The organism is Streptomyces sp. NPDC048255 (assembly GCF_040652415.1).
Lineage (GTDB): Bacteria > Actinomycetota > Actinomycetes > Streptomycetales > Streptomycetaceae > Streptomyces.
In genome coordinates this window covers 1-20,139 of sequence record NZ_JBEZMA010000059.1, presented here as the reverse complement: position 1 = coordinate 20,139, position 20,139 = coordinate 1, and the positions used below count along the sequence as shown (strand labels likewise).

At 73.0% G+C, this 20,139-nt stretch carries 18 protein-coding genes; 9 read left to right on the top strand and 9 right to left on the bottom strand.

The genetic code is table 11. The features are described 5' to 3' along the window. Nucleotides 1-2: 2 nt before the first annotated feature. Nucleotides 3-350 (bottom strand): hypothetical protein, encoded by a 348-nt coding sequence (locus AB0D94_RS31225; protein ID WP_362058747.1) that lies wholly within the window; start codon nucleotides 348-350, stop codon nucleotides 3-5. A gap of 141 nt (nucleotides 351-491) precedes the next feature. Between AB0D94_RS31225 and AB0D94_RS31220 the strand changes: the two genes are divergently transcribed. After that, complete coding sequence (locus AB0D94_RS31220; RefSeq protein ID WP_362058744.1) at nucleotides 492-1,082, top strand: YdeI/OmpD-associated family protein; 591 nt, start codon at nucleotides 492-494, stop codon at nucleotides 1,080-1,082. Between the two features lie 59 nt (nucleotides 1,083-1,141). Here the strand turns inward: AB0D94_RS31220 and AB0D94_RS31215 are convergent, their stop codons facing one another. Next, on the bottom strand, nucleotides 1,142-2,005 hold the full coding sequence (locus AB0D94_RS31215) for a hypothetical protein (protein ID WP_362058741.1): 864 nt from the start codon (nucleotides 2,003-2,005) through the stop codon (nucleotides 1,142-1,144). A gap of 243 nt (nucleotides 2,006-2,248) precedes the next feature. On the opposite strand from AB0D94_RS31215, the gene AB0D94_RS31210 reads away from it, so the two are divergent. Beyond that, a complete protein-coding gene (locus AB0D94_RS31210) occupies nucleotides 2,249-2,728 on the top strand; it encodes an HAD domain-containing protein (RefSeq protein ID WP_362058738.1) in 480 nt (159 codons plus the stop codon). A 53-nt stretch (nucleotides 2,729-2,781) separates the two neighbouring features. Here the strand turns inward: AB0D94_RS31210 and AB0D94_RS31205 are convergent, their stop codons facing one another. Then, nucleotides 2,782-3,669: an NAD(P)-binding domain-containing protein gene (locus tag AB0D94_RS31205; RefSeq protein ID WP_362058735.1), complete on the bottom strand. Its 888-nt coding sequence runs from the start codon at nucleotides 3,667-3,669 to the stop codon at nucleotides 2,782-2,784. Between the two features lie 49 nt (nucleotides 3,670-3,718). Between AB0D94_RS31205 and AB0D94_RS31200 the strand changes: the two genes are divergently transcribed. After that, entirely contained in the window at nucleotides 3,719-4,078 is a 360-nt protein-coding gene (locus AB0D94_RS31200; RefSeq protein WP_362058732.1) for a helix-turn-helix domain-containing protein, read from the top strand. 111 nt (nucleotides 4,079-4,189) lie between these two features. Here AB0D94_RS31200 and AB0D94_RS31195 read toward each other — a convergent pair whose 3' ends face one another. After that, nucleotides 4,190-4,651, bottom strand: a complete 462-nt coding sequence (locus AB0D94_RS31195; RefSeq protein ID WP_362058729.1) for a hypothetical protein — start codon at nucleotides 4,649-4,651, stop codon at nucleotides 4,190-4,192. Nucleotides 4,652-4,665: 14 nt separating this feature from the next. Between AB0D94_RS31195 and AB0D94_RS31190 the strand changes: the two genes are divergently transcribed. The 4 genes from AB0D94_RS31190 (at nucleotide 4,666) to AB0D94_RS31175 (ending at nucleotide 9,278) form a co-directional block, all read left to right on the top strand. Next, the gene (locus AB0D94_RS31190; protein WP_362058726.1) at nucleotides 4,666-5,244 is read left to right on the top strand and encodes a dihydrofolate reductase family protein; all 579 of its coding nucleotides are present in this window, start codon (nucleotides 4,666-4,668) and stop codon (nucleotides 5,242-5,244) included. Nucleotides 5,245-5,693: 449 nt separating this feature from the next. Beyond that, nucleotides 5,694-6,746: a hypothetical protein gene (locus AB0D94_RS31185; protein ID WP_362058723.1), complete on the top strand. Its 1,053-nt coding sequence runs from the start codon at nucleotides 5,694-5,696 to the stop codon at nucleotides 6,744-6,746. Nucleotides 6,747-6,998: 252 nt separating this feature from the next. Beyond that, nucleotides 6,999-7,502, top strand: a complete 504-nt coding sequence (locus AB0D94_RS31180; protein ID WP_362058720.1) for a hypothetical protein — start codon at nucleotides 6,999-7,001, stop codon at nucleotides 7,500-7,502. A gap of 813 nt (nucleotides 7,503-8,315) precedes the next feature. Next, the gene (locus tag AB0D94_RS31175) at nucleotides 8,316-9,278 is read left to right on the top strand and encodes a DUF6461 domain-containing protein (RefSeq protein WP_362058717.1); all 963 of its coding nucleotides are present in this window, start codon (nucleotides 8,316-8,318) and stop codon (nucleotides 9,276-9,278) included. A 445-nt stretch (nucleotides 9,279-9,723) separates the two neighbouring features. Here AB0D94_RS31175 and eno read toward each other — a convergent pair whose 3' ends face one another. Then, nucleotides 9,724-11,031: a phosphopyruvate hydratase gene (eno, locus tag AB0D94_RS31170; RefSeq protein WP_362058714.1), complete on the bottom strand. Its 1,308-nt coding sequence runs from the start codon at nucleotides 11,029-11,031 to the stop codon at nucleotides 9,724-9,726. A gap of 163 nt (nucleotides 11,032-11,194) precedes the next feature. Between eno and AB0D94_RS31165 the strand changes: the two genes are divergently transcribed. Next, on the top strand, nucleotides 11,195-11,617 hold the full coding sequence (locus tag AB0D94_RS31165; protein ID WP_362058711.1) for a MarR family transcriptional regulator: 423 nt from the start codon (nucleotides 11,195-11,197) through the stop codon (nucleotides 11,615-11,617). Nucleotides 11,618-11,807: 190 nt separating this feature from the next. On the opposite strand, the gene AB0D94_RS31160 is transcribed toward AB0D94_RS31165, so the two are convergent. Continuing rightward, on the bottom strand, nucleotides 11,808-12,131 hold the full coding sequence (locus AB0D94_RS31160; RefSeq protein WP_362058708.1) for a hypothetical protein: 324 nt from the start codon (nucleotides 12,129-12,131) through the stop codon (nucleotides 11,808-11,810). Between the two features lie 119 nt (nucleotides 12,132-12,250). Between AB0D94_RS31160 and AB0D94_RS31155 the strand changes: the two genes are divergently transcribed. Further along, nucleotides 12,251-12,484 carry a hypothetical protein gene (locus AB0D94_RS31155; RefSeq protein ID WP_362058705.1) on the top strand — a complete coding sequence of 78 codons (234 nt, stop codon included), beginning with the start codon at nucleotides 12,251-12,253 and terminating at the stop codon, nucleotides 12,482-12,484. A gap of 183 nt (nucleotides 12,485-12,667) precedes the next feature. Here the strand turns inward: AB0D94_RS31155 and AB0D94_RS31150 are convergent, their stop codons facing one another. The 3 genes from AB0D94_RS31150 to AB0D94_RS31140 form a co-directional block, all read right to left on the bottom strand. Then, nucleotides 12,668-14,581: a hypothetical protein gene (locus AB0D94_RS31150; RefSeq protein ID WP_362058702.1), complete on the bottom strand. Its 1,914-nt coding sequence runs from the start codon at nucleotides 14,579-14,581 to the stop codon at nucleotides 12,668-12,670. Continuing rightward, complete coding sequence (locus tag AB0D94_RS31145) at nucleotides 14,578-18,297, bottom strand: DUF5682 family protein (protein ID WP_362058823.1); 3,720 nt, start codon at nucleotides 18,295-18,297, stop codon at nucleotides 14,578-14,580. Before AB0D94_RS31145 ends, AB0D94_RS31150 begins: the two co-directional genes overlap by 4 nt. 470 nt (nucleotides 18,298-18,767) lie before the next feature. Further along, entirely contained in the window at nucleotides 18,768-19,925 is a 1,158-nt protein-coding gene (locus AB0D94_RS31140; RefSeq protein WP_362058699.1) for an AAA family ATPase, read from the bottom strand. Nucleotides 19,926-20,139 lie beyond the last annotated feature (214 nt).

The following is a 20,139-nucleotide window of genomic DNA, read 5'->3' as shown; positions in this document are numbered from 1 at the left end:
GCTCAGCTCTGAGCGGCGGCCGGGGCCTCGTCGAGCTCCCAGGCGTGGCGCTTGAACTCCCGCTCGAAGTCGGCGTGGTCCTCCCACTGGCGGGCGATGCCGCGCAGCACGTCCCAGTTGTGCTCCACCGACTGGTCGATGACCCGGCGCATCGCAGGCTCGGCGGTCGCCCGCTTCTCGATGAGGCCCTTGACCGCCGAGGCCTCCAGGACGGCGTTGCGCAGCGCGCGCAGGGCGCGGGAGGTGTCGTCCATCCCGAAGCCGTACTCGCTGCCCGTCCCGGCGTCGAACAGCGGGGTGAGGCGTGCTTCGATGAACGCGGTGATCCGCTCGAAGTGCTGCACGTCCATCGGGGCTCCATCTCTTGCCGGACAGGCGTCCGTTCGGAATTCTGGGGGGCCGGCCGGCGGCCGACGCGGCTACAGGATAACTGTCCGTCACCGCCGGGCCCAGCTGCCCCGATGGCCACCCGGCGGCGGTAGCCTGCGGGCATGGACGAGATCGACGGAGTGGAGATCATCGCCTTCGCGGACGCCGAGGCGTTCGAGGGCTGGCTGGCCGAACACCACACGCGTCAGGAGGGCGTGTGGATCAGGCTGGCCAAGAAGAAGTCCGGCATCCCGACGGTCACCGACGACGAGCTCGTCGACATCGGGCTGTGCTACGGCTGGATCTCGGGGCAACGCCGCTCCCTCGACGAGCGGTACTACCTGCAGAAGTACGTGCCGCGCCGGCCCCGGAGCCTGTGGTCCCGGGTGAACGTGGACAAGGTGGCGGCGCTGACCGCCGCGGGGCGGATGCGCGAACCCGGGCTCGCGGAAGTCCGCAAGGCCGAGGCGGACGGGCGCTGGGAGGCGGCGTACGCCTCGCAGAAGACGGCGACGGTGCCCCCCGACCTGGCGGCCGCGCTGGATGCGGACCCGGAGGCCGCGAAGGCCTTCGAGGCCCTGGACAGGACCGGCCGCTACCAGCTGATCCTGCCGCTGCTCCAGGCCCTGACCCCGAAGACCCGCCGGGCCCGCCTCGACAGGGCGCTGCGCGCGCTGGTGCCCGGCGCACCGGATCGGCGGGACACCCCTTAGGCCTCCGGGCGAGCTTCGTGGATCAGCCCGGACAGGACCTAGATGAGGCATCCCTCGGGTCAGAGCGCGCTCTCGTAGCGGGCGACGTTCGCCGAGACCTTCTCCAGCAGGGGCGAGAGCCGGTCGTCGACCAGCTTCTGGAAGTCGCCGACCCGGCCGTCGGACCACTGGCCCATGCCCACGACCATGGCCCGGCCCTGCCCCGTGAAGGACTGCACCATGCCGCTGTCGGCGGGGAGGGTCGGCAGTCCGGAACCGGGCGGCGGGGCCTGCGCGGCCACCTGGAAGTCGTCGATCGCCATCGCCAGTCTGCCCACCAGCCGCACGGTGTCCGTCGGTTCCTTCATCGTGAAGACGGCCAGGTTGAACTGGTTGTTCTGCGCGTCCTTGTAGAGCGCGATCTGCTCGCCGACGCAGCCCTCGCTGCGGGCTATGGCGTCGGCCAGGACGGGACCGATCGAGCCGGGCTCCGTACAGGACTTCAGCACGGTGGCGCCGACCTTGGTGAAGGTGCCGCCCGAGCCGTCCTGCACCTCGGCCGGGAAGGCGTCGGCCAGGGAGATCATCCGTCCGGCGCCCGCGTCGGCGGCGGCGCCGGCACTGTGACCGGCTGTGGCGCTGGCACCGGCACTGGCCGGGGCGGCCGTCGGCGAGGCCGGAGCAGCCGGGGTGGCGGCCGTCGGAGCGGGCGCGGGCGCGGCGGCCTCGTCCTCGGCCGACGCCCCCGTGAGCTTCACCCCGAGCAGGACCGCCGAAACCGCCAGCAGCCCCAGCGCGGCGTTCCGGGGCCACACTCGCTTCCGCGCCGGAACGACGGTCTCCTGCACCGTGGCGGCGCGGACGAAACCGTCGTCGAGCACCACGTTCCGCTGCTCTTCGTCCGCCCTGTTCCGGCCCGCGGGTATGTCATCGTTGTTCGGCACGCCCGAACCCTAGTGATCAACGCCACCGATCTGAAGACTCCCAGATCACAGCCTCATCACTATGCGCAGGTGGTCAGCTGACGGGTGGCTGCCGCAGGAGGACGACCCGGTCGGCCCCGACGTCGAACCCGAGCACGGGACGCCCGTACTCTCCCCGCACAGCACGTGGATCCGCTCCTGGCCCTGCAACTCCCACGGATCCACGTCGAACTCGATCGCCTCCGGCCGCGGTACCGTGCCGGCATGACGGACACCGCGCAGCGTCCGCTGCTCTTCCTCGACGTCGACGGACCGCTGATCCCGTTCGGGGCGGGTCCCTACGCACCCGGGTACGGCCCGAATCCGCTGCTGGCCCGGATCGATCCCGCGCTGGGGCCCCGGCTGAGGGCGCTGGACTGCGAACTGGTGTGGGCCACGACCTGGATGGAGGACGCGAACGAGTGCATCGCGCCGCGGCTCGGCCTGCCGGAGCTGCCCCTCGTCCACTGGCCCGAGCCCTCCGCGCAGGACGGGCGGAGCGGGGTCCACTGGAAGACCCCGGCCCTCGTCGCGTACGCGGCCGGGCGGCCGTTCATCTGGGTCGACGACGAGATCACCGAGGCCGACCGCGCCTGGGTGGCCGCGCACCACACGGGGCGGGCGCTGCTCCAGGCCGTCGATGCCGCGGTGGGGATCACCGAGGCGGACTTCGCCGCGCTTGAGGGATGGTCTCGGGCCGTCTGACGGATTGCCCGAGTGCGCGGCGGTGTCGGCGTTGCCCGCCCGCGGGGCTTTCCTCAGCGACGACCCAGCAGTTCGGCGACCCGTATGAACCCGTCAGTGCCGTGGCCCTGCCCGATGGCTCGGCGGGCCAGGCCTTCTGCCGCGCGCATCACGCCTGCGTCGATGCCATGGGCCTCGGAGGTGTGGACGATATGAGCCATGGACGACGCAACTGAGGTGAGCGGGCTGCCCTCGGCGGAGGCCGTTCCGTTGTCCACCTCCGTCGCGAGGCCTTCGAAGACGGGCGGGAGCAGGTCGCCGATCCCCTTGGCGAACGGAGCCAGCTCGCGCGCGGTGATCCCTTCCGCTCGCGCCACCGCCACGGCGTGGGCGTAGCCCGCCATGGCGGTCCAGAAGATGTCGAGCAGCGCGATGTCGTATGCCGCCGCCCGGCCGATCTCCTCACCGAGGTGGGTATGGGTGCCGCCCAACGCCTCCAGGACCGGCTGATGCTCGTGGTAGAGATCCTTCGGGCCGCTGTGGATGAACACTGCGGCCGGAGTGCCGATGGTCACGGTCGGCGTCATGATCGCACCGTCCAGATAGCGGACGCCGTGCTCGGCGGCCCATGCCGCGGCGTCCCGGGCCCGGTCCGGCGTGTCTGCGGTCAGGTTGACCACCGTGCGCCCCTTGAGCGCATCGGTGACCGCCTCGCGCCGCAGAAGGCTGTCCACCGCGTCGTAGTTCACCACGCAGACCACCACCAGCCTGCTCGCGGCAGCCGCTTCCTCTGCCGACCGGGCGCTGACCGCGCCCCGCGCGACCAACTCCCGGTCCCGGCCCGGTGTCCGGTTCCAGACCGTGGTGCGCAGACCGGCATCCAGGAACGCACCCGCCAGGGCTCGACCCATCGGCCCCAGACCGAGGACGGTGACGGCAGACTGTTCAGTGTGTACGGACATGGCTCAACTCCGTAGGTATATCGGCAAATTGAAATGAATGGGGCGGAAAATGACGCGCAGTCGTGCTCAGGACCCAGATGTCTGCGGGGTAACCGCCGCGATCGCTGTGATCGACGGGAAGTGGAAGACCACTCTGCTCTGGCTGTTGGAATCCGGCCCGCACCGCCCCGGCGAACTGCGCCGGCGGCTGCCGGGCCTCAGCGAGAAGGTGCTGACCCAGGCGCTGCGCGAAATGGAAACCGACGGACTGGTACACCGGGAGGTGCACGACACACTTCCACTGAAGACCTTCTACTCCCTGACCGCGTTCGGCCGGGAACTCTCCGAGGCACTGGCTCCCGTCTCCGACTGGGGCCACCGCCGCTTGCAGAAGCTGCAGAAGTTCACCGACGCCCAGTCGGCCTCCTGACGCAGCGCACCATCACCCCACCTCTCACCCGGATCCGGTGGCTCTCCGGCCGCCCTTCATCAGGATCACCCCGTTGCCGAACACCGCCAAGTACCCACAAAAAAGTGGCTACTACGGGTGGAGAGGCGCCGCCGGGTGATCGGCTTGCCCCTCACCGGGAACCGGCTGCCCGTCGGAGAAGGACAGGATGCCGGAGCCGAACCTGGCCGTCGCCGACAGTTGGTGGTGGTAGCTGACCAGGCAGATGTCCGCCTCACGCAGCATCCCCTCGCGATAACATCGCCCTTGGCCGCGGCCTCGTCGACGTAGCCCTGGCGCCGGGTCGGCACGAAACAGCGTCGGCACCTTGTCAGGGACGTAGCGGGCACCGGCCGCGTTCGGCTCCCGCAGGATCTCCAGGACACCGACACCACCGCCCTGGCCGCGACGGTGCAGGCCGCGACGACGGGCGCCGCCGTGCTGTGAGCGGTCGACCGACAGGGCACTCTCGGTGAACGACAGCGCGCCTCCCTGGAAGCCGTTCTCGCCCCCCATCGCCTCGCCCCGTGACCTCCGTTTCCCGTTCTTCAGCAAGGAGCCAGACCGTCATGACTACTTCCATCGCTCCCGAAACCCCTGAGCGCGCCTTTCGCACCCTGGTCTACATGGGTACGAGCCTGGACGGGTTCATCGCCCGCCCGGATGGTGACATCGACTGGCTCAACGAGCGCGGCGCGCAGGCCGGTGACATGGGGTACGAGGCGTTCATGGCCGGCATCGACACACTGGTGATGGGCCGCAACACCTACGAGAAGATCCTCACCTTCGGCTTCTGGCCCTACGCAGGCAAGCGCGTGGCTGTGTTGAGCACCCAACTGACGACGGAGGACGCGAACGTCACCGTCCACCGCAGCCTGGACGCACTCCTGGAAAGCCTGACCGCCGAGGGCGCGAAGAACGTGTATGTGGACGGGGGACAGATGGTCCAGACGTTCCTGCGCGAAGGCATGCTCGACGAACTCATCATCACCACCGCCCCGGTCCTTCTGGGAGCGGGCATTCCCCTGTTCGGCCACCTGGACCACGACATCGACCTCGCCCACCGCGAGACCCGCGCCCTTGGCGCAGGATTCGTACAGACGGCCTACGCCGTCGGCCAGAGGCCGGCAGCCGCGAACCAGGGCTGAGGCCGGAGTGGCCACAGCAGCCGCGTCGGTCATCTGGCTCCGCTCATGACCGACCGGACAAGTCGTAGCTGATGGTGAGCGCCCCCGGTGCAGTTGCCGCCAGGCTGCGGAAGCGGCGGCCTGGCCGCTGTCGGTCAGCTCGCGCAGGCGGGCGGCCAGGAACGCGGAGACGGCGGCGCAGTCCTGCGGGGTGAGCTGGTCGACGGTGAACGCCGGGGCTTCGGGGACGACGGGGACGGCGGAGGGATCGAGCGTCGTGACGGGGCGTCTCTCCTCACGGTCGGAACACGGTGCCTGACCCTCTGCCATGTCCCCTTTTGCCGCGCCGGACAAGGAGAGCCATCCGATGTGACGGGCATCACAGAACGCGTTCCGGGATTTGTTGCCGTTCGCAAGCGCTGCCGGGCCTAGGGGTAGAGGCAAACAACACCCGTGAGGAGAACTCGTTCATGACCGCCCCCGCTATGACTGTCCGCCACCTCCCGTTTCACCTCGCCCAGCCCTTCCGCCGTGACAGGGACCTCCGCCCGTCTCAACGCATCCGTCACGTTGCCGATCACGAGATGGGCTACGCCTTGCTCGAAGAGCCCGTGTTGGAGTGGAGGATGTTCTACGTCCGACCGAATGAGTTGCTGGCCTTGGTCCGCCTCGGTCTGGGTAGCTACCGGGTGATTGATGCCCCAGCCTGGACACGCGCCCACGCAGTAGCCGCGCTTCCTTGGCTGACGGAGTTTGCCGCATCCTGGTCGACCAGGCCCCATAGCGATCGGCGCGTGGCATGTCCCACTGGCGTGCTGTCCGCCGCGCATCCCCGGGCACGCATCACACCCGCGACGGTGACGTGGAGCGGCGACGGCCACCTTGTCGCGTGCTTCCCCATTGTCATGGCGCCTGCCGACCGCGACGAAGCTCGCGCGCTGTTGTGGACACTCCACGCGCGCATCGGGGCGATCCGTGGCGACACCCCGGAGGTCGATGCCTTCGCGCACTGGTGCCTGGGGATCACCAAGACCGACCCGGAGTGGCGTGAAGCCGTCTCGATGGCTCTGATGCAGGACTGCTTCCACGACTACCTGGACGGAAGGACGACCGTGGTCGACCTGCTCCGAACGCTGAAGCGGGAGGCTGCCACCTTCCATCAGCAGCAACAACCCCTCTGGGAGCGCAAGGTCCGCGGGCGGCGCCTGCAACTGCTCGACACTCGCGTGGCAAGTGGACTCACGCTGGGGGACCTGATCAGCGACAAACGACTCTCAGAGCCAGATTTTCTGGCAACCGAGCTGACCGACCAGCGGATCGTGACGGTGCTGCGGGACTTACGACCGGATGAGACCGCGGTCGCACTCGCCTGGATGCAGACCGACGGCATCACATGGGCAGAGGCTGCGGCATCCGTATGTGCACCGGAGCCAGCTGCCCTTGGCGATCGTGTGCGGCGCAAGCTCAGGCGGCTCGGCCGCCGGCACAGTGAACGTGCCATCGCCGCCCGGGTGGTGCGATGACTGAGATCATTTATGCCGCGCTGCCGGAATTCCTCGGCAGCCTCGGTGCCGCGCTCGTCGCCGCCGGCGCGGCCGTGGTGGTCCGCAGGTTCCGACGAGCCCGTACGCGGGCGGAACCTGCGCGGCCCGCCCTCCAGCAGGCAGGGCAGGCGGGACCCCCTGTCAGCGCGGTCGCTCGAAGAGAATCACGATGCAGCAGCCTCGGCGGGTGTGCGAGCCTTCTTCTCCCAGACGCCGACCGAGAAGACTCCGATGACCCGCGACGACGCCCTCAAGCAGCTCAGCCACATCGCGCGCGCGAGGGCGTTCGATAGGCACGTCGGGTCGGACCGGCTCATCCAGGCAGGGCTGGACGCGTTGATTGCCGGGGTTGAGAGCCCCTCGCTCGCGATGCTGGCCGGCCTCCTCCGGAGCGAAGAGCCCGAAGCTGCCGCCCTCTTCGACCAGGTGCTGGAGGAGCTGGGCCTGCTCTTCCACCCGCCCGCTGACCGGCGGGCCGCAATGTGGGCAATGGCCTACTGGGTCGCCGGTCAGATCGCCGACGGATCCCTGGATCCCGCCACGGGCACTCACCTCATCTGGGCAGAAATCGCCGAGGAGCTCGGCTATCCGGAAGAGCTGGAACCACTTGTCCACTGCTCGCACAACCTGGAGGGCTGGGAGGCGAGCTGGGGTGTCACCTTCGAGGAACTGAACCGGGAAGCGGTCGAGGCAGCGAAGCAGTTCATGAGCCAACGGTCAGCAGCACAAGCGTAGGGCTGAGCATTCGGTGCCACTGACCGGCGAAGGCCCTGAGTCGGCTCCGCTGCCGTCCGTCCTCTGCGATGGGGTCGCCGAGTCAAACCGACATGGTGGGACTGGGGCCGGAGCCGTACCCCCGTCTCTCCGAGGAGCCCGTTCTGCGGCAGATCAAGCGACTTCAGGTCGCGCAAGGGCTGTGAGAACCTGACCGGCCGCCATGGGCGTGTGGGTTCATGTGGCGGGCAAGGTGCCCAGTGCTCGGGCAAGGCGGTCGCTCTGGTGTCGGGTGATGCCTTGGGCGAGATGGCTGCCGCACCGAGGGCTGCTGGGGTCGTCGCAGTGCAGGATGCCGGGGTAGTGGGCCCGGCTGCCGGAGAGCGGGGAGACGCCGGGCATCGCCCATGAAGCCGGCTCCCACAGGGGGTGGTCGCGGGGCTTCAGCAGCTGGTACGCCGGCTTGGGTGAGCACGCCGGCGAGGAGTTCGGCCGCCTCGTCGGGGAGGTCGGCGTCGCCGAGCGTGGGCAGGAGGAGCAGCAGGCGTGCGTACGGTGCGTGGACTCCGGGAGCATCCAGGTCAGCCGTACCGGCGATGTGGGTGAGTTCGCGCCAGGACAGCCCGGGGCCGGCGTGGTGCCCGTCAAAGGTGGCCAGGGGCCCGTGCCGGTCCCACTCGGGGTGGGAGATGAAGTACTCCGTCCCCGCGTCGTCGGCGAAGTTGCGGCCCAGGACAACCGCTGGCTGACGCAGGGCCGCGTGTCAGACCCGTCTGTGATGCTGCGCGTACGGGGCGGTGACAGGAGCCGGCCGGATTCACCTCGGGGGGACCAGTGACGGGTCGCAATGATGGCTGGGCAGGCATGGGCTGGGAGAGCTGGGCAGACCACGACGGCATGACGCGGCGCCTCGACGGGGGTGCCGATCCGGAGGCGTGGAGCGGAGGGCGGCCCTTGCACCGGGCGGCTGTCTGGGGGTCACCGCACGTGGTCACCGAGCTGGCTCGGCGGGTCCTGGACGTGGACGCGCTGGAGAACGGGACGACCGCCTTGTGGGAAGCCGTCTGGTCCGACCGGCCGGACAACGCGCGGGCCCTCGCCGCTGCCGGAGCGGATCCCTGGAGACCCCTCATCGGGGGCTGGTCACCGGGGCGGCTCAGCTTGGCCGGACCGACACCCGACCTGTTCGAGGTACCTGAAGGAAAGACCGGATTGAGCCTGGTGGAACGAACGGCCGCACGGGCTGGCAGACGACTCGTCGCCGCGCTGGCAGACCTCCACTACGAGGGCACGGGGCTTGCGTGCGTGGCCGGGATCGATGCGGAGGAAGCGATACGTCGCCTGGAGGCAACCCCAGCGGGCGGCGAAGCGCTGGAGCAACTACTCGAAGAGCCCTGGGCGTACAACTTCGACGGGAGCCTGCAGATCGTGGGCGTGACCACCGTGCGGGGTGGTTGCGTCGTCACCCAGCCGTGGGGCTACGCGCCGTCGATGCCGGGTGTTTTGACCCGCCTGTCCAATGGAACCGTCTGCTACGGGCTCTACGCCAACCCCAAGAGCGGCAATCAGGGCAGGATCGCCCGTAACGGCAGCATCGAAGGCTGGGACCTCCACCCGGGCGGCGGGCCGGACCTGGGCGACAGTCCCGAGGAAGTCCTGGCCTCATACCTCTACCGGCACAGCGCAGTGGCCTACTCGTGTGCGTTCGCCGGACTGCGGCTGACCGATGGGCGCGCCGTCGCGGGGCCGCCGGATGTATGGGTCGAGCTGCCACAGCGTGACTACTGGGAACAGTGACGCAGCGACTGTCACCACCCGCCTCGGTCGAATGTCGGCAGCGTGGCGGCCCATGCGGTCCGCGGGCTGGTCACGGCCGCGCTGCGCTGACGCGTTCCCGGCGGCGGGGGCAGCCACAACGTCCTGTTCACCGGCCGGGCCGAGATCCTTACGCCGGACGACGTCCCGGTCTCCCAGGCCATCTGGATGGAGACGGTGGCTACGGCCGACGCCAACTACGTCCGCAACCGCCTCAAGGCGGGAAGCGGCTGGACGAAGATGCCGCGCGCCGGGGACAACGAGGCGAACTACGCGGGTTACGCCAAGCTGTTGCTCGCCGTCGGACCCTCGGCCCGCAGGGGGATGAAGGATCAGGGCGGCACTCCCACCTACCACCTCGCCGGGCACCTCGGCGGGCCCCCGATCGTGGTCGGGGGCCCGCGTGTTCTCTACCTCTGCCCGCTGTTCACGCCCGACGCAGGGCGGAGCGGCCCGCGAAGCGCGCCGAGTCGCCCAACTCCTCCTCGATCCGGATCAGTTGGTTGTACTTCGCCGTGCGGTCGGAGCGGGAGAGCGAGCCGGTCTTGATCTGACCGCAGCCGGTCGCCACCGCCAGATCCGCGATGGTGGTGTCCTCCGTCTCGCCCGAGCGGTGCGACATGACAGCCGTCCAGCCAGCCTGGTGGGCCGTGGCCACCGCGGCCAGCGCCTCGGTCAGGGTCCCGATCTGATTGACCTTGACCAGGACCGAGTTGCCGACACCGGTGCGGATGCCCTCGCGCAGCAGCGTCTCGTTGGTGCAGAACACGTCGTCGCCGGTGAGCTGACAGCGGTCGCCGACGCGGGCGGTCAGCTCGCGCCAGCCGTCCAGGTCGTTCTCCGCCATCGGGTCCTCGATGGAGACGACCGGGTAGGCGTCGATGAGCTTGGCCAGGTAGTCGGTGTGCTCGGAGGGGGTGCGGCGCACCCCCTCGCCCGCGTAGTCGTACACCCCGTCGCGGAAGAACTCCGACGACGCCGGGTCCATGACCAGTCCGATGTCCGTGCCGGGGCGGTAGCCGGTGCGCTCGATGGCGGTCATCACGAAGTCGAGCGCCTCCTCAGCGGTACGCAGCGCCGGCGCGAAGCCGCCCTCGTCGCCGACGCCCGTGGAGTGCCCGGCGGCCAGCAGATCGCGGCGCAGGGTGTGGAAGACCTCGCTGCCCATGCGGACGGCTTCGGCGAAGGTGTCCGCGCCCACCGGCGCGATCATGAACTCCTGGAAATCCAGCGGATTGTCGGCGTGGGCGCCGCCGTTGACGATGTTCATCATCGGCAGCGGCAGGAGGTGGGCGTCGGCGCCGCCGAGGTAGCGGTAGAGGGGCTGGCGGTGGGCCGCCGCGGCGGCCTTGGCGGCGGCGAGGGAGACGCCGAGGATCGCGTTGGCGCCGAGCCGAGACTTCGTGGCGGTGCCGTCGAGGGCGACCAGCGCGGCGTCGAGACCCGTCTGGTCCGCCGCGTCGCGGCCGCGCACGGACGCCGCGATCTCCCCGTTGACGTGGGCCACCGCGCGGTCGACGCCCTTGCCGTGCCAGCGCGCGGCGTCTCCGTCGCGCAGTTCCACGGCCTCCCGGGCACCGGTGGAGGCGCCGGAGGGGACGGCCGCGCGCCCCAGGGACCCGTCCGCCAGGACGACGTCGACCTCGACCGTGGGGTTGCCCCGGCTGTCGATGATCCGGCGGGCGGTGACGGTCTCGATGGTGGCGTCGACGGTTCCGGCTGCCTTTGCGGACATGGGAGTTCCTTCCCGTTGTCGTATGCCGTGGCCCTGGCTGCGACAACGCTGGCGCTGAGCCCGACAACACCAAACCCTACAGCAATGCTGCGCAGTTTTGCTGTACAGCATTGCTGTGCAGGTCAGGTGCACAGCTTTGCTGACCAACGGGGTAAAGTGCCCTATGCCCACCCCGGAAGCCGCCGCCATCGCCGCCGAACTGCGCACCGCCATGGGCAAGCTCACCCGACGCGTCAAACACGAGGACCACATCCCGCTGGGCCAGGCCGCCGTGCTCGGTGCACTCGACCGCAACGGCGCCATGACCACCAGCGACCTCGCCGCCGATCAGCGCGTACGTCCCCAGTCGATGGCCCGGGCGGTGGGGCTGCTCATGGAACAGGACCTGATCACGCGCCGGGCGCACCCCACGGACGGCCGCAAGTCGCTGGTCGAGCTGTCGGACGCGGGCCGGGCCGCGCTCGAAGCGGAGCGCGGCCGCAGGGCCGGCTGGCTCGCGCAGGCCATCGAGGCCGAACTCACTGATGAGGAGCGGGCGTTGCTGGCGCGGAGCGCCGCCCTGCTGGAGCGGCTCGCCGCACGCTAGTGCTCTGACCGCATAGGTTCACCGGGTTGCGGCTCCCGATGGCGGGCCCAGTGCCGGTTGGATGTGACGAAACATCCAGTTCGGTGTGTGGAGGCGTGGTGGCAGAGCCGGTCAAAGTCCGCAGACTCACCGGTCAGGAGGGGCAACGGCTGCAGCAGGTCCGGACCCGTGCGCTGCACCGCCGGCCTGACTACTGCGACGCCCTCAAGGCCGCCCCAGCGGAGGCGACATCGAGGTCGATCACGACCTCCTCGCCCTCCCAGCGGCCGTGCTGCGAGATCGCCAGGCCGATGAACGCCAGCTCCGCGGCCTGGTCCCGCAACATGTACTGCTCATGGGACTCGGGAGCGAGTCCACCCGGCTCGTCACGCTCCCACGCATCCACCGCGGCCTCGGCCACGGCCCTGGGCAGCCGCACGGTGACCCGGCCGACCTGGGTATCAACATGCTCCCCGATCGCTGCCAGCACCTTCGAGTCTTCCCGATACCGGACGTACTGCTCCTGATCCACCACGGGGCGAGGCTACCCAAGACCGCTGGCCCTGTCTCGGCTGATCAACCCGGCGAACCTATGTGGTCAGAGCACTAGGCGAGTCATTCCGATGTGATCGGGCTGCGTGGGATCATCTCGGCATGCGACTGGTAGCTGACGGAACCACGCCGGCCTCGCGGTTGGTACTGGTGGAGGACCTAGAGACCGACGACGGCCATGCCTTCGAGCTGTCGAGGCCGCTCTTCCTGGCCGCCGGTGATCGCATCGATTGCGAGGGCGACAGGCTTGTCGTCGTGCGGGCCGGCGGCGAGCGGCTCATGCCGGCCGGCGACTGGGCCACTCGTTGCGGGCTCAGATCTGGACGCAGTCGGTAGAGCGGGACGCAGTCGGTAGAAATGGGGCGGGCTGGTCCTTGCCGCCGGCCTCGAACGCCGGCGCGGACGTGATCACCCGGATGGGTAAGCGCCGGACGTGAGGGCGGACTTCGGCCCGCTGCCTCCGGTCCGGCGGACCGGCCCACAGCCGGCGGAGCCTCGCGGAGATCGCCCGGCCACCCCTCAGGGGGTGGCCGGGGACGGTTCCCAGGAGGCGGCGACCAAGGAGCGTTCCGCCGCCCTGAGGTAGGTGGCCGCGGCCAGCCAGGCCCGGGCGTAGGCGTCGGGAGCGGGGTCGGCCAGGCGGCCGAAGGCGTCGCGCGGGCGGCGGTCGGCCTCGGCGGCGAGGGCCTCCGCCAGTTCCGCCGCCGCGGTGAGACCGGCCCGGCGCAGCGGGCCGTACGGGGCCCGGGACGCGGCGTCGCGGGCGGCCTCGGCGACCGCCCGGCGGCCCCCCGCGACCCCCGTCTCCAGCAGGCGGCGTACCCGCCACAGCGGGGAGTCGGCCAGCGCGTCAGGAGCGGCCTCGGGGGCGGCTTCGCAGGCCGGGGCCTCGGTCGGGGGCGGGAAGTGGCTGCCCTGGAGGCGGTCGTAGCCGAGGTCGGCGCGGCCCAGCCACTCCTCGGGGAGCCGCAGGGTGTACTGCGCGCCGGGGGCCGGGCCGACCGCGAGCGGGCGCAGCGTGGCGGCGCGGTCGAGGTCGGGGCGGCCCAGGACCCGCAGCCGCAGGCCCGGGTACTTGGCGAGGCGGCGCAGGTTCTCCGTGTGCGCGAGCTCCGGGTGGGGGTGCGCGGGCAGCAGCCGGAGCAGGGGCGCGTCCTGGCGTGTCTCGCGGACCAGGAGGTGGTCGCCCGAGGCGCCGACGACCGTGACCTCACAGCCGAGCAGCGCGGGTTCGGCGCCTTCCTCGTCGGCCAGCCGGTGGGCGACGGCCTCGGCCGCCGGGCGGGCGAAGAGGGCCGCCGCCGGTTCCTCGGTCCAGCGGATGCCGGGCAGGGGGGTGGCCTTGACCCCTCGTCCGGCGCCGAGCCGGCCCTCCGCGGAGACGGTGGCCCCGGCGATGCGCAGGCCGCCGCGGGCGAGCCCGGCGTGGTCGAGGGTGGCGCCGCCGAGGGCGACGGAGGCGGTGCCGGCGCCCCGGGCGCGGGCGAGGCCGCCGGGGCGCACGTCGGAGACCGAGTACCGGGTGTCGTCCTGGGCGAGCAGGTGGGTGACCACTCCCCCGTACCCCGTGGCGGACAGGACGGGCTCGCGGCACAGGCCGTACACGCGCAGGCTGCCGCCCGGTGCGTAGGCGCGGCGGGTGGTGCCGGTGAGTGCCGGTTCGGTGGAGCCGGAGGCCAGCAGTGCGGCGGTGTGCAGGAGTTCGCGGAAGGCCCCGGTGAGGTCGGCGAGCCGGTGGGCCGCCTGGCGTTCCCGCGCGCCGCGCAGGCCCCGTACGACCCGCAGGGCGGCCGCCTCGGCGCGCGGCATCCCCGCGAGGCGGGCGGTGTGCGCGGCCCGCAGCAACTCGGCCTGGACGACGGCGCCGCCGGCCGTGACGCCCGCGGCGAGGGCCTCGGCGGCGGCCCGCCAGAGCGCGGCAGCGGCGCGGAGCTGGGCCGCGGTGAGGGGCTGAGTCTCGGTGAGGGGCTGGGCCTCGGTGACAGGCCGGCCCCCGGTGAGGGCCTGGGTCTCGATGAGGGGCTGAGCCTCGGTAAGGGGCCGGCCCGCGGTGACGGGCTGCGTCGCCACCGGTTCCGCGGGCTCCGATGCCTGTGCTGGCCCGGCCGCCGCCGGCTCCGGCGGTACGGGCGGCTGCACCGGGTCGGCGAGCGGGGCCGCCCCCAGGACGGCGGCCCGGTGCAGGCAGCGCGGCGCCAGCAGGCAGCTGCACAGTGCCTGTCCGGCCGAGGTGACCGCACCCGTGGGACCGGGCCGCAGCGTGACCAGGGCGTCCTCGCCGAAGCGGACGGTGGTGCTGCCGTCCGCTTCGGCGGTGGCGCCCGCCGCGCAGCCGGCGATGGCGGCGTCCAGCTTCTTGCGCAGGCGGGCGGTGAGGTTCTCGACGGCTTCGGCGAGCACCTCGGGTGCAACGGGCGGCAGTTCGGTGCTCAACGGGACTCTCCACGGAGGCGGTCGCCCACCCAGCGGGCGAGGGCGAGGGGACTGAGGGCGGCCACGGGCATGCCCGCCGCGACGAGTTGCCGCGCGACGGGGACCGAGTAGCGGGGCGTGCCCGCGTCGTCGAGTGCGGCGCAGCCCAGCAGTTGGGCGCCGGAGGCGGCGAGCGCGCGGACTTCGCCGAGGAGTCCCCCGAGCGGGGCGCCCTCCTCGAAGTCGCTGACCACGACGACGAGCGTGCGGCTCGGCACGGTGATCAGGGAGCGGGCGTGCGCGAGCCCGGCGGCGATGTGCGTTCCGCCGCCCACCCGGACCTCCAGGAGCAGCGACAGCGGGTCATCGACCCGGTCGGTGAGGTCCACGACCTGGGTGGAGAAGGCGAGGAAGTGCGTGGACAGGGTCGGTACGCCGCCCAGTACGGCCGCGGTGAGGGCCGACCAGATGACGGAGGCCTCCATCGAGCCGGAGACGTCCACGACCAGGATCAGCCGCCAGTCGGCCTCGCGGCTCGCCCGGGTGCTGAAGACGGGCCGCTCGGGGACGACGACCACGCTGCCGTCGGCGCCGCGCCGGGTGTGGGCCAGGTTGGCGCGCAGGGTCCGGGCCAGGTCGAGCTTGCCGCCGGGGCGGCGGGTGGGGCGCGGGGTGGCGAGGCCGGACAGGGCCGGGCGCAGCCTCGTGGCCAGCTCCTTGGCGAGTTCGTCGACCAGACGCCTGACCAGCGGGCGCAGGCGGGCCAGCTGCGCTTCGGGCATGCCGCCGGCGAGCGACAGCACGGAGCTCAGCAGTTCCACGGAGGGCCGTACGGACGCCGGGTCGAGCTGGGCCAGTACGTCGGTGCGGCCCGCTTCGGCCGCTCCGGCGAGCACCTCTTCGCGTACGTCCGCGCCGAACAGCGATTCCAGCTCTTCGGACCACTCCCGGGCGGTGGGGAACGAGGCCTCCTGGCCACCCCGGCCGCTGCCGCTGCCGCCGCCGATGTCGCCGGAGCCCTCGCCGCGGCCGGCGCCGTAGAGCTCGTCCAGCGCGTGCGCGTAGCGGCGGGCTCCGGCGGGGAGCCGGTCGCGCTCGCGGCCGAGGAGCAGCCGCCAGCGGTCGGCGGGTGCGATCCGGGGGCCGTCCTCGGCGACGGGAGCGGGGGCGGGGGCGGGGGCGGGGGCGCCCGGCGGGGCGGTGGACGCCGGCTGTGCCGTACGCGGAGCCGGCGGCTCCGTCGCGGGCAGCGGCAGGGACTTCAGCGCGGCAAGTCCTGCGGCGTCGGCGGCGGCCCAGAGGGCGAGCAGGGCGGGCGATGCGTCGAGGGTGAGGTCGGGCCGGTCGCCGAGACGCTCGGCGACCGTGTCCAGCAGCCGGTCGCGGGCGGCCGGGGCGAGGACGTCGAATCCGCCGCGCAGGGCCGGGAGCCGGTCCAGGAACTCCTGGTCGGCGAGGTTTTCCACCCGGTCGAGGAGCGGGGTGAGGGCGTCCGGAGAGGACTGCAGGAGCGGTCCGGCGGCGGTCAGGAGCCCGCTGAGGCGGCGGGTCAGCGCCCGCCTTCCGCCGGGGCCGCCCGCGCCGTCGAGCCAGCCGGCGACCCGGTCGCCGAGCGCGGCGGCCGGGTCGAGGTCGAGGAGGACCCGTACGGCCGACGCGGCGCCCTGCATCAACGGGGACGCGGTGGCGGCCAGTTCGGCCAGGGCCTCGTCCAGGCGCACGCCGAGGTGGTGGACGGCGGCCCGGTCGGTGAGCGCCACGAGGGCCGCAGCGTCGGCGGGGTCCTCGCTCCCGGAGAGGCCGGGCAGGGAGCGTACGGCCGCTTCGAGCAGGTCGGCGGTGAGCGCGGTGGCGGTGGCCCGGGACGCGGCGGAGGTGCCCGGGAGGTGCCCGCGGCGCAGTGCCTCCAGGAGGTCGAGGGCGTCGAGGAGTTCGGGCAGCGTCGCGGTCTGCGGCAGGGCGGTGGCCGCCTCGTGGAGGCGTACGCCGACCAGCTCGGGCAGATCGCACCGCGCGGCCGCGGCCAGCCCGGCCAGGATCCCGGCCGGGGTCGGCCCGCCCTCCGCGGCGGCGCGGCGCGCGGTGTCGCGCAGGGTTCCGGCGGCGGCCTGGGCGGCGGTGACGCCGCGGACACCGGCGAGGTCCAGGCGGGCCGGGACCGAAGGCGTCCAGGTCAGCCGCCACTTGGTGCCCAGAGCGGCGCCCTCGCCGGTGGCGGAGACGGTGAGGGGCTCGCCGTAGGAGGCTCCGCAGACGAGGAGCCGCTGGAGGAGGACCTCGCGGCGGCCGTCGAGCGGGGAGCGGAGCGGGTCGAGGCGGATCTCGCGCGGGGCCGGGTCCTCGGGGGACGGCAGCCGCAGTTCGGCGAGCTCGGCCTCGACGGAGGGGCCGAGGCCGGAGCGGGGCGCGTGCGGGGTGATCCGCCCGCGGGCTGTGCCGACGAACACGGCCTCCAGGGCCTGGGCGAGCGCCCGGCCTCGGCCCAGCGGTTCGCCCTGGCCGAGGACGGTGGTGACGGCCTCGAGGAGCTCCCCGCGGCCGGGTGTGGGGAGCCCGCGCAGGACGGCCAGGTCGCAGGCGAGGCGGAGGGTCTCGGCGGCCTCGCCGGTGCCCGCGGTGTGCCCGGCGCGGCGCAGCTCGCGACAGAGCCCGGTGACGGCGACGGAGGCCGCCTCGCGGACGCGCTCGGGGTTTCCGCCGGCGTGCAGGACGGCCTGCTGCCAGAGGGGGTCGCGGATCCCGGCGGGGTAGCCGGAGCGGGAGTCGAGCAGATCGTAGGAGTACGGCACGAGCGAGGTCACGGGCCCGTCTCCGGGCCGGTCCGCGCCTCGGCCCCCGGGCCGGTCCGCGCCCTGATCCCCAGGCCGGCCCGCGCCCTGGCCCCCGGGCCGGTCCGCGCTCTGATCCCCCGGCCGGCCCGCGCCACCAGCTCCCGTACACCCGGTGTTCGGGGTCGGGCCCGCGGGGGCCGCCTCCGCGGGAGCGGTGTCCGGGCCCGCCGCGTCGACGGCTCCCCGCGGCCCCGCGGGTTCGGCCGCGGCCGGCTCGGCGCGGGTCAGGAGGGCCGGGGCGTGGAAGGCTCCGATGACGGCGGCCACCCGGCGGCCCTGACCGGCCTGGGCCGCGATCACCTCGCGCATGCGGGCCTCGCGGGCGAGGTCCACGGACGGGACGTCGGCGTCCTCGCGCAGCGCCCAGCCGACGCCGAGTGCTGCGCGGCGCACGGCTTCCGGGGCGCAGCCGGGTGCAAGGACTTCCACTGCGCGGTCCCACAGGTCGTCCCCGTCGCGCCCGGTACCGGCGGCGGCGAGGGCGTCCGCGTAGGAGCGGGCCGGGGGGACGGCTGCCCGGTCCGGGGCCGGCCGGCCGGCGGGGGTCCAGCCCGGGGAGGCCAGGGGGAGGTCGCAGCAGACGACGGTCGCGCCGCGGCGGCGGGCCCAGCGGATCGCGGCCAGCTCCGGGGAGAAGTCCGCGAACGGGTAGAAGGCCAGGCGACCGCCCTGGCCCGTCCCCGCGAGGGCGACGGGGGCGAAGGTCTCCGGGTCGGCGAGGTGTTCGAGCCACGGCTGGAAGTCGGCCGGCAGCTCGACGCAGACCACGTCGGCCCCCGACGCGTCCAGCAGGTCCGGCACCATCGCGGCCAGCGCGGGACTGTGGTGGCGCACCCCCAGCAGGTACGGCTCACGGGAAGCGGCGAGCGCGTCGACCGCGTCACGCGGATCGATGACCCCGGACACGCCGCCGCCCGCCCCGGCCACCGGCACAACGGCTACGGCGGGCGGCAGCCCGACCCCGTCAAGGTGCCCCGCCGCGTCGGCGTACGCGGCCACATCGGCGCACACGGGCTCGGCGGGATGCTCGGGCTCGGCAGACAGCCGATCCGGCGCACCAGGCCCGCCAGACACGCCGCCCGCGCCCGACATCGACACCGACACCGACACAGCAGCTACGCCGGACGGCAACCCGGCCGCGTCAGGGTGCACGGCCACGTCGGCGCACACGGGCTCGGCGGGATGCACCGGCCCGGCAGACAGCCGATCCGGCGCGCCAGGCTGGCCGGACACGCCGCCCGCGCCGGCCACCGGCACAACGGCTACGCCGGACGGCGACCCGGCCGCGTCGGCGTACACGGGCTCGACGGGGTGCACGGGCGCGGCGGACAGCGGATCCGGCACGGCCGGCGCCGCAAGGGGTGACTTCGGCGGGGTCAACGCAGGCTCCCGCGGAGGTCCCAGAGGCGGCGCCACATGGGCGAGCCGTCCTCGGCGCGGCGGCGGACCGGGCCGTCCCAGTAGCCCAGCAGCCGTCCGTGGTCGGCCGGGTCGTCCTTGCGTACGACACCCAGCAGGTGCCCCGGCAGCAGGTCCAGGACGTCCCCGCCCGGCAGGTACGCGGCCGAGACCCCCAGCGAGGCCGCCACCTGGACGGCTTCCGCGGTGGACATGACCGTACCGGGGCGTTCCACGTCCCAGCCCTCGGCGGAGCGGCCCGAGCGCAGGTCCCGGAAGACGGTGACGAGCGCGTCGAGCACGGCGTCGTCCACGCCGAAGGCGGCGCCCGCGCGCTGGACGGCGGCGACCGCCTGGCGGCGGATCAGGGTGGCTTCGGCGTCCGCGTCGGCGATCGGGGCGACGGTCTCGAAGTTGAAGCGCCTCTTGAGCGCGGCGGACATCTCGGAGACGCCGCGGTCGCGCAGGTTGGCGGTGGCGATGACGGTGAAGCCGGGTACCGCGGAGACCAGCGCGTCCTCGGTGGCGGTCAGTTCGGGCACGCTGATCCGCCGGTCGGACAGGATCGACACCAGCGCGTCCTGTACCTCGGGCAGGCAGCGGGTGATCTCCTCGACTCGGACCACCCGTCCGGTCCGCATCGCGGAGAGCACCGGGGAGTCGACCAAGGCCTGCGGGGTGGGGCCCTGGGCGAGCAGCAGGGCGTAGTTCCAGCCGTAGCGGAAGGCGTCCTCCGTGGTGCCGGCCGTGCCCTGGACGGTGAGGGCGCTGGTGCCGCTGACGGCGGCGGCCAGCAGCTCGGACAGCATCGACTTGGCGGTGCCGGGTTCGCCGGTGAGCAGCAGGCCGCGTTCTCCGGCGAGCGTGACCACGCAGCGTTCCACCAGGGCGCGTTCGCCTACGAACTTGGGGGCGATGGCCAGTTTGGCCGGCAGGCCCGCGGTACGGCGTCCGGGCAGGGCGAGCTCGGCGCCGTCGCTGCCGCAGACGAAGGTGACGACGGCGCGGGGGGTCAGGGCCCAGCCCGGCGGCCGGGGGCCGGGGTCCTGGGCGGCGAGGAAGGCCAGTTCGGCGGCGTACCGCTCCTCGGCGGGGAGCACCTGCCGGGTGGCGGCGGGCTGTTCGGTGACGGTCATGCGGAGTCCTCGGATCAGGGGTCGTACGGGAGGGGGACGGCGCGCCGGGGGACGAGGCGCCGGGGGACGACGCGCAGCGGGACGCGGCGCACGGGGACGCGGCGCGGGGGGCCCCCCCGGGCCCCCCCCCCCCCGGCCCCCCCCCGGGCCCCGCGCCGCCGGGGGGGGGGGGGGGTGGGGGGACCCGGTGGTGGACCGCGAGCGGGGCGGCGGC

Bases quoted from the DNA above. Each gene is read 5' to 3' on its own strand.
- AB0D94_RS31225 (WP_362058747.1), bottom strand. From the start codon at position 350: ATGGACGTGCAGCACTTCGAGCGGATCACCGCGTTCATCGAAGCACGC.
- AB0D94_RS31220 (WP_362058744.1), top strand. From the start codon at position 492: ATGGACGAGATCGACGGAGTGGAGATCATCGCCTTCGCGGACGCCGAG.
- AB0D94_RS31210 (WP_362058738.1), top strand. From the start codon at position 2,249: ATGACGGACACCGCGCAGCGTCCGCTGCTCTTCCTCGACGTCGACGGA.
- AB0D94_RS31205 (WP_362058735.1), bottom strand. From the start codon at position 3,669: ATGTCCGTACACACTGAACAGTCTGCCGTCACCGTCCTCGGTCTGGGG.
- AB0D94_RS31200 (WP_362058732.1), top strand. From the start codon at position 3,719: ATGACGCGCAGTCGTGCTCAGGACCCAGATGTCTGCGGGGTAACCGCC.
- AB0D94_RS31190 (WP_362058726.1), top strand. From the start codon at position 4,666: ATGACTACTTCCATCGCTCCCGAAACCCCTGAGCGCGCCTTTCGCACC.
- AB0D94_RS31185 (WP_362058723.1), top strand. From the start codon at position 5,694: ATGACCGCCCCCGCTATGACTGTCCGCCACCTCCCGTTTCACCTCGCC.
- AB0D94_RS31180 (WP_362058720.1), top strand. From the start codon at position 6,999: ATGACCCGCGACGACGCCCTCAAGCAGCTCAGCCACATCGCGCGCGCG.
- eno (WP_362058714.1), bottom strand. From the start codon at position 11,031: ATGTCCGCAAAGGCAGCCGGAACCGTCGACGCCACCATCGAGACCGTC.
- AB0D94_RS31165 (WP_362058711.1), top strand. From the start codon at position 11,195: ATGCCCACCCCGGAAGCCGCCGCCATCGCCGCCGAACTGCGCACCGCC.
- AB0D94_RS31155 (WP_362058705.1), top strand. From the start codon at position 12,251: ATGCGACTGGTAGCTGACGGAACCACGCCGGCCTCGCGGTTGGTACTG.
- AB0D94_RS31140 (WP_362058699.1), bottom strand. From the start codon at position 19,925: ATGACCGTCACCGAACAGCCCGCCGCCACCCGGCAGGTGCTCCCCGCC.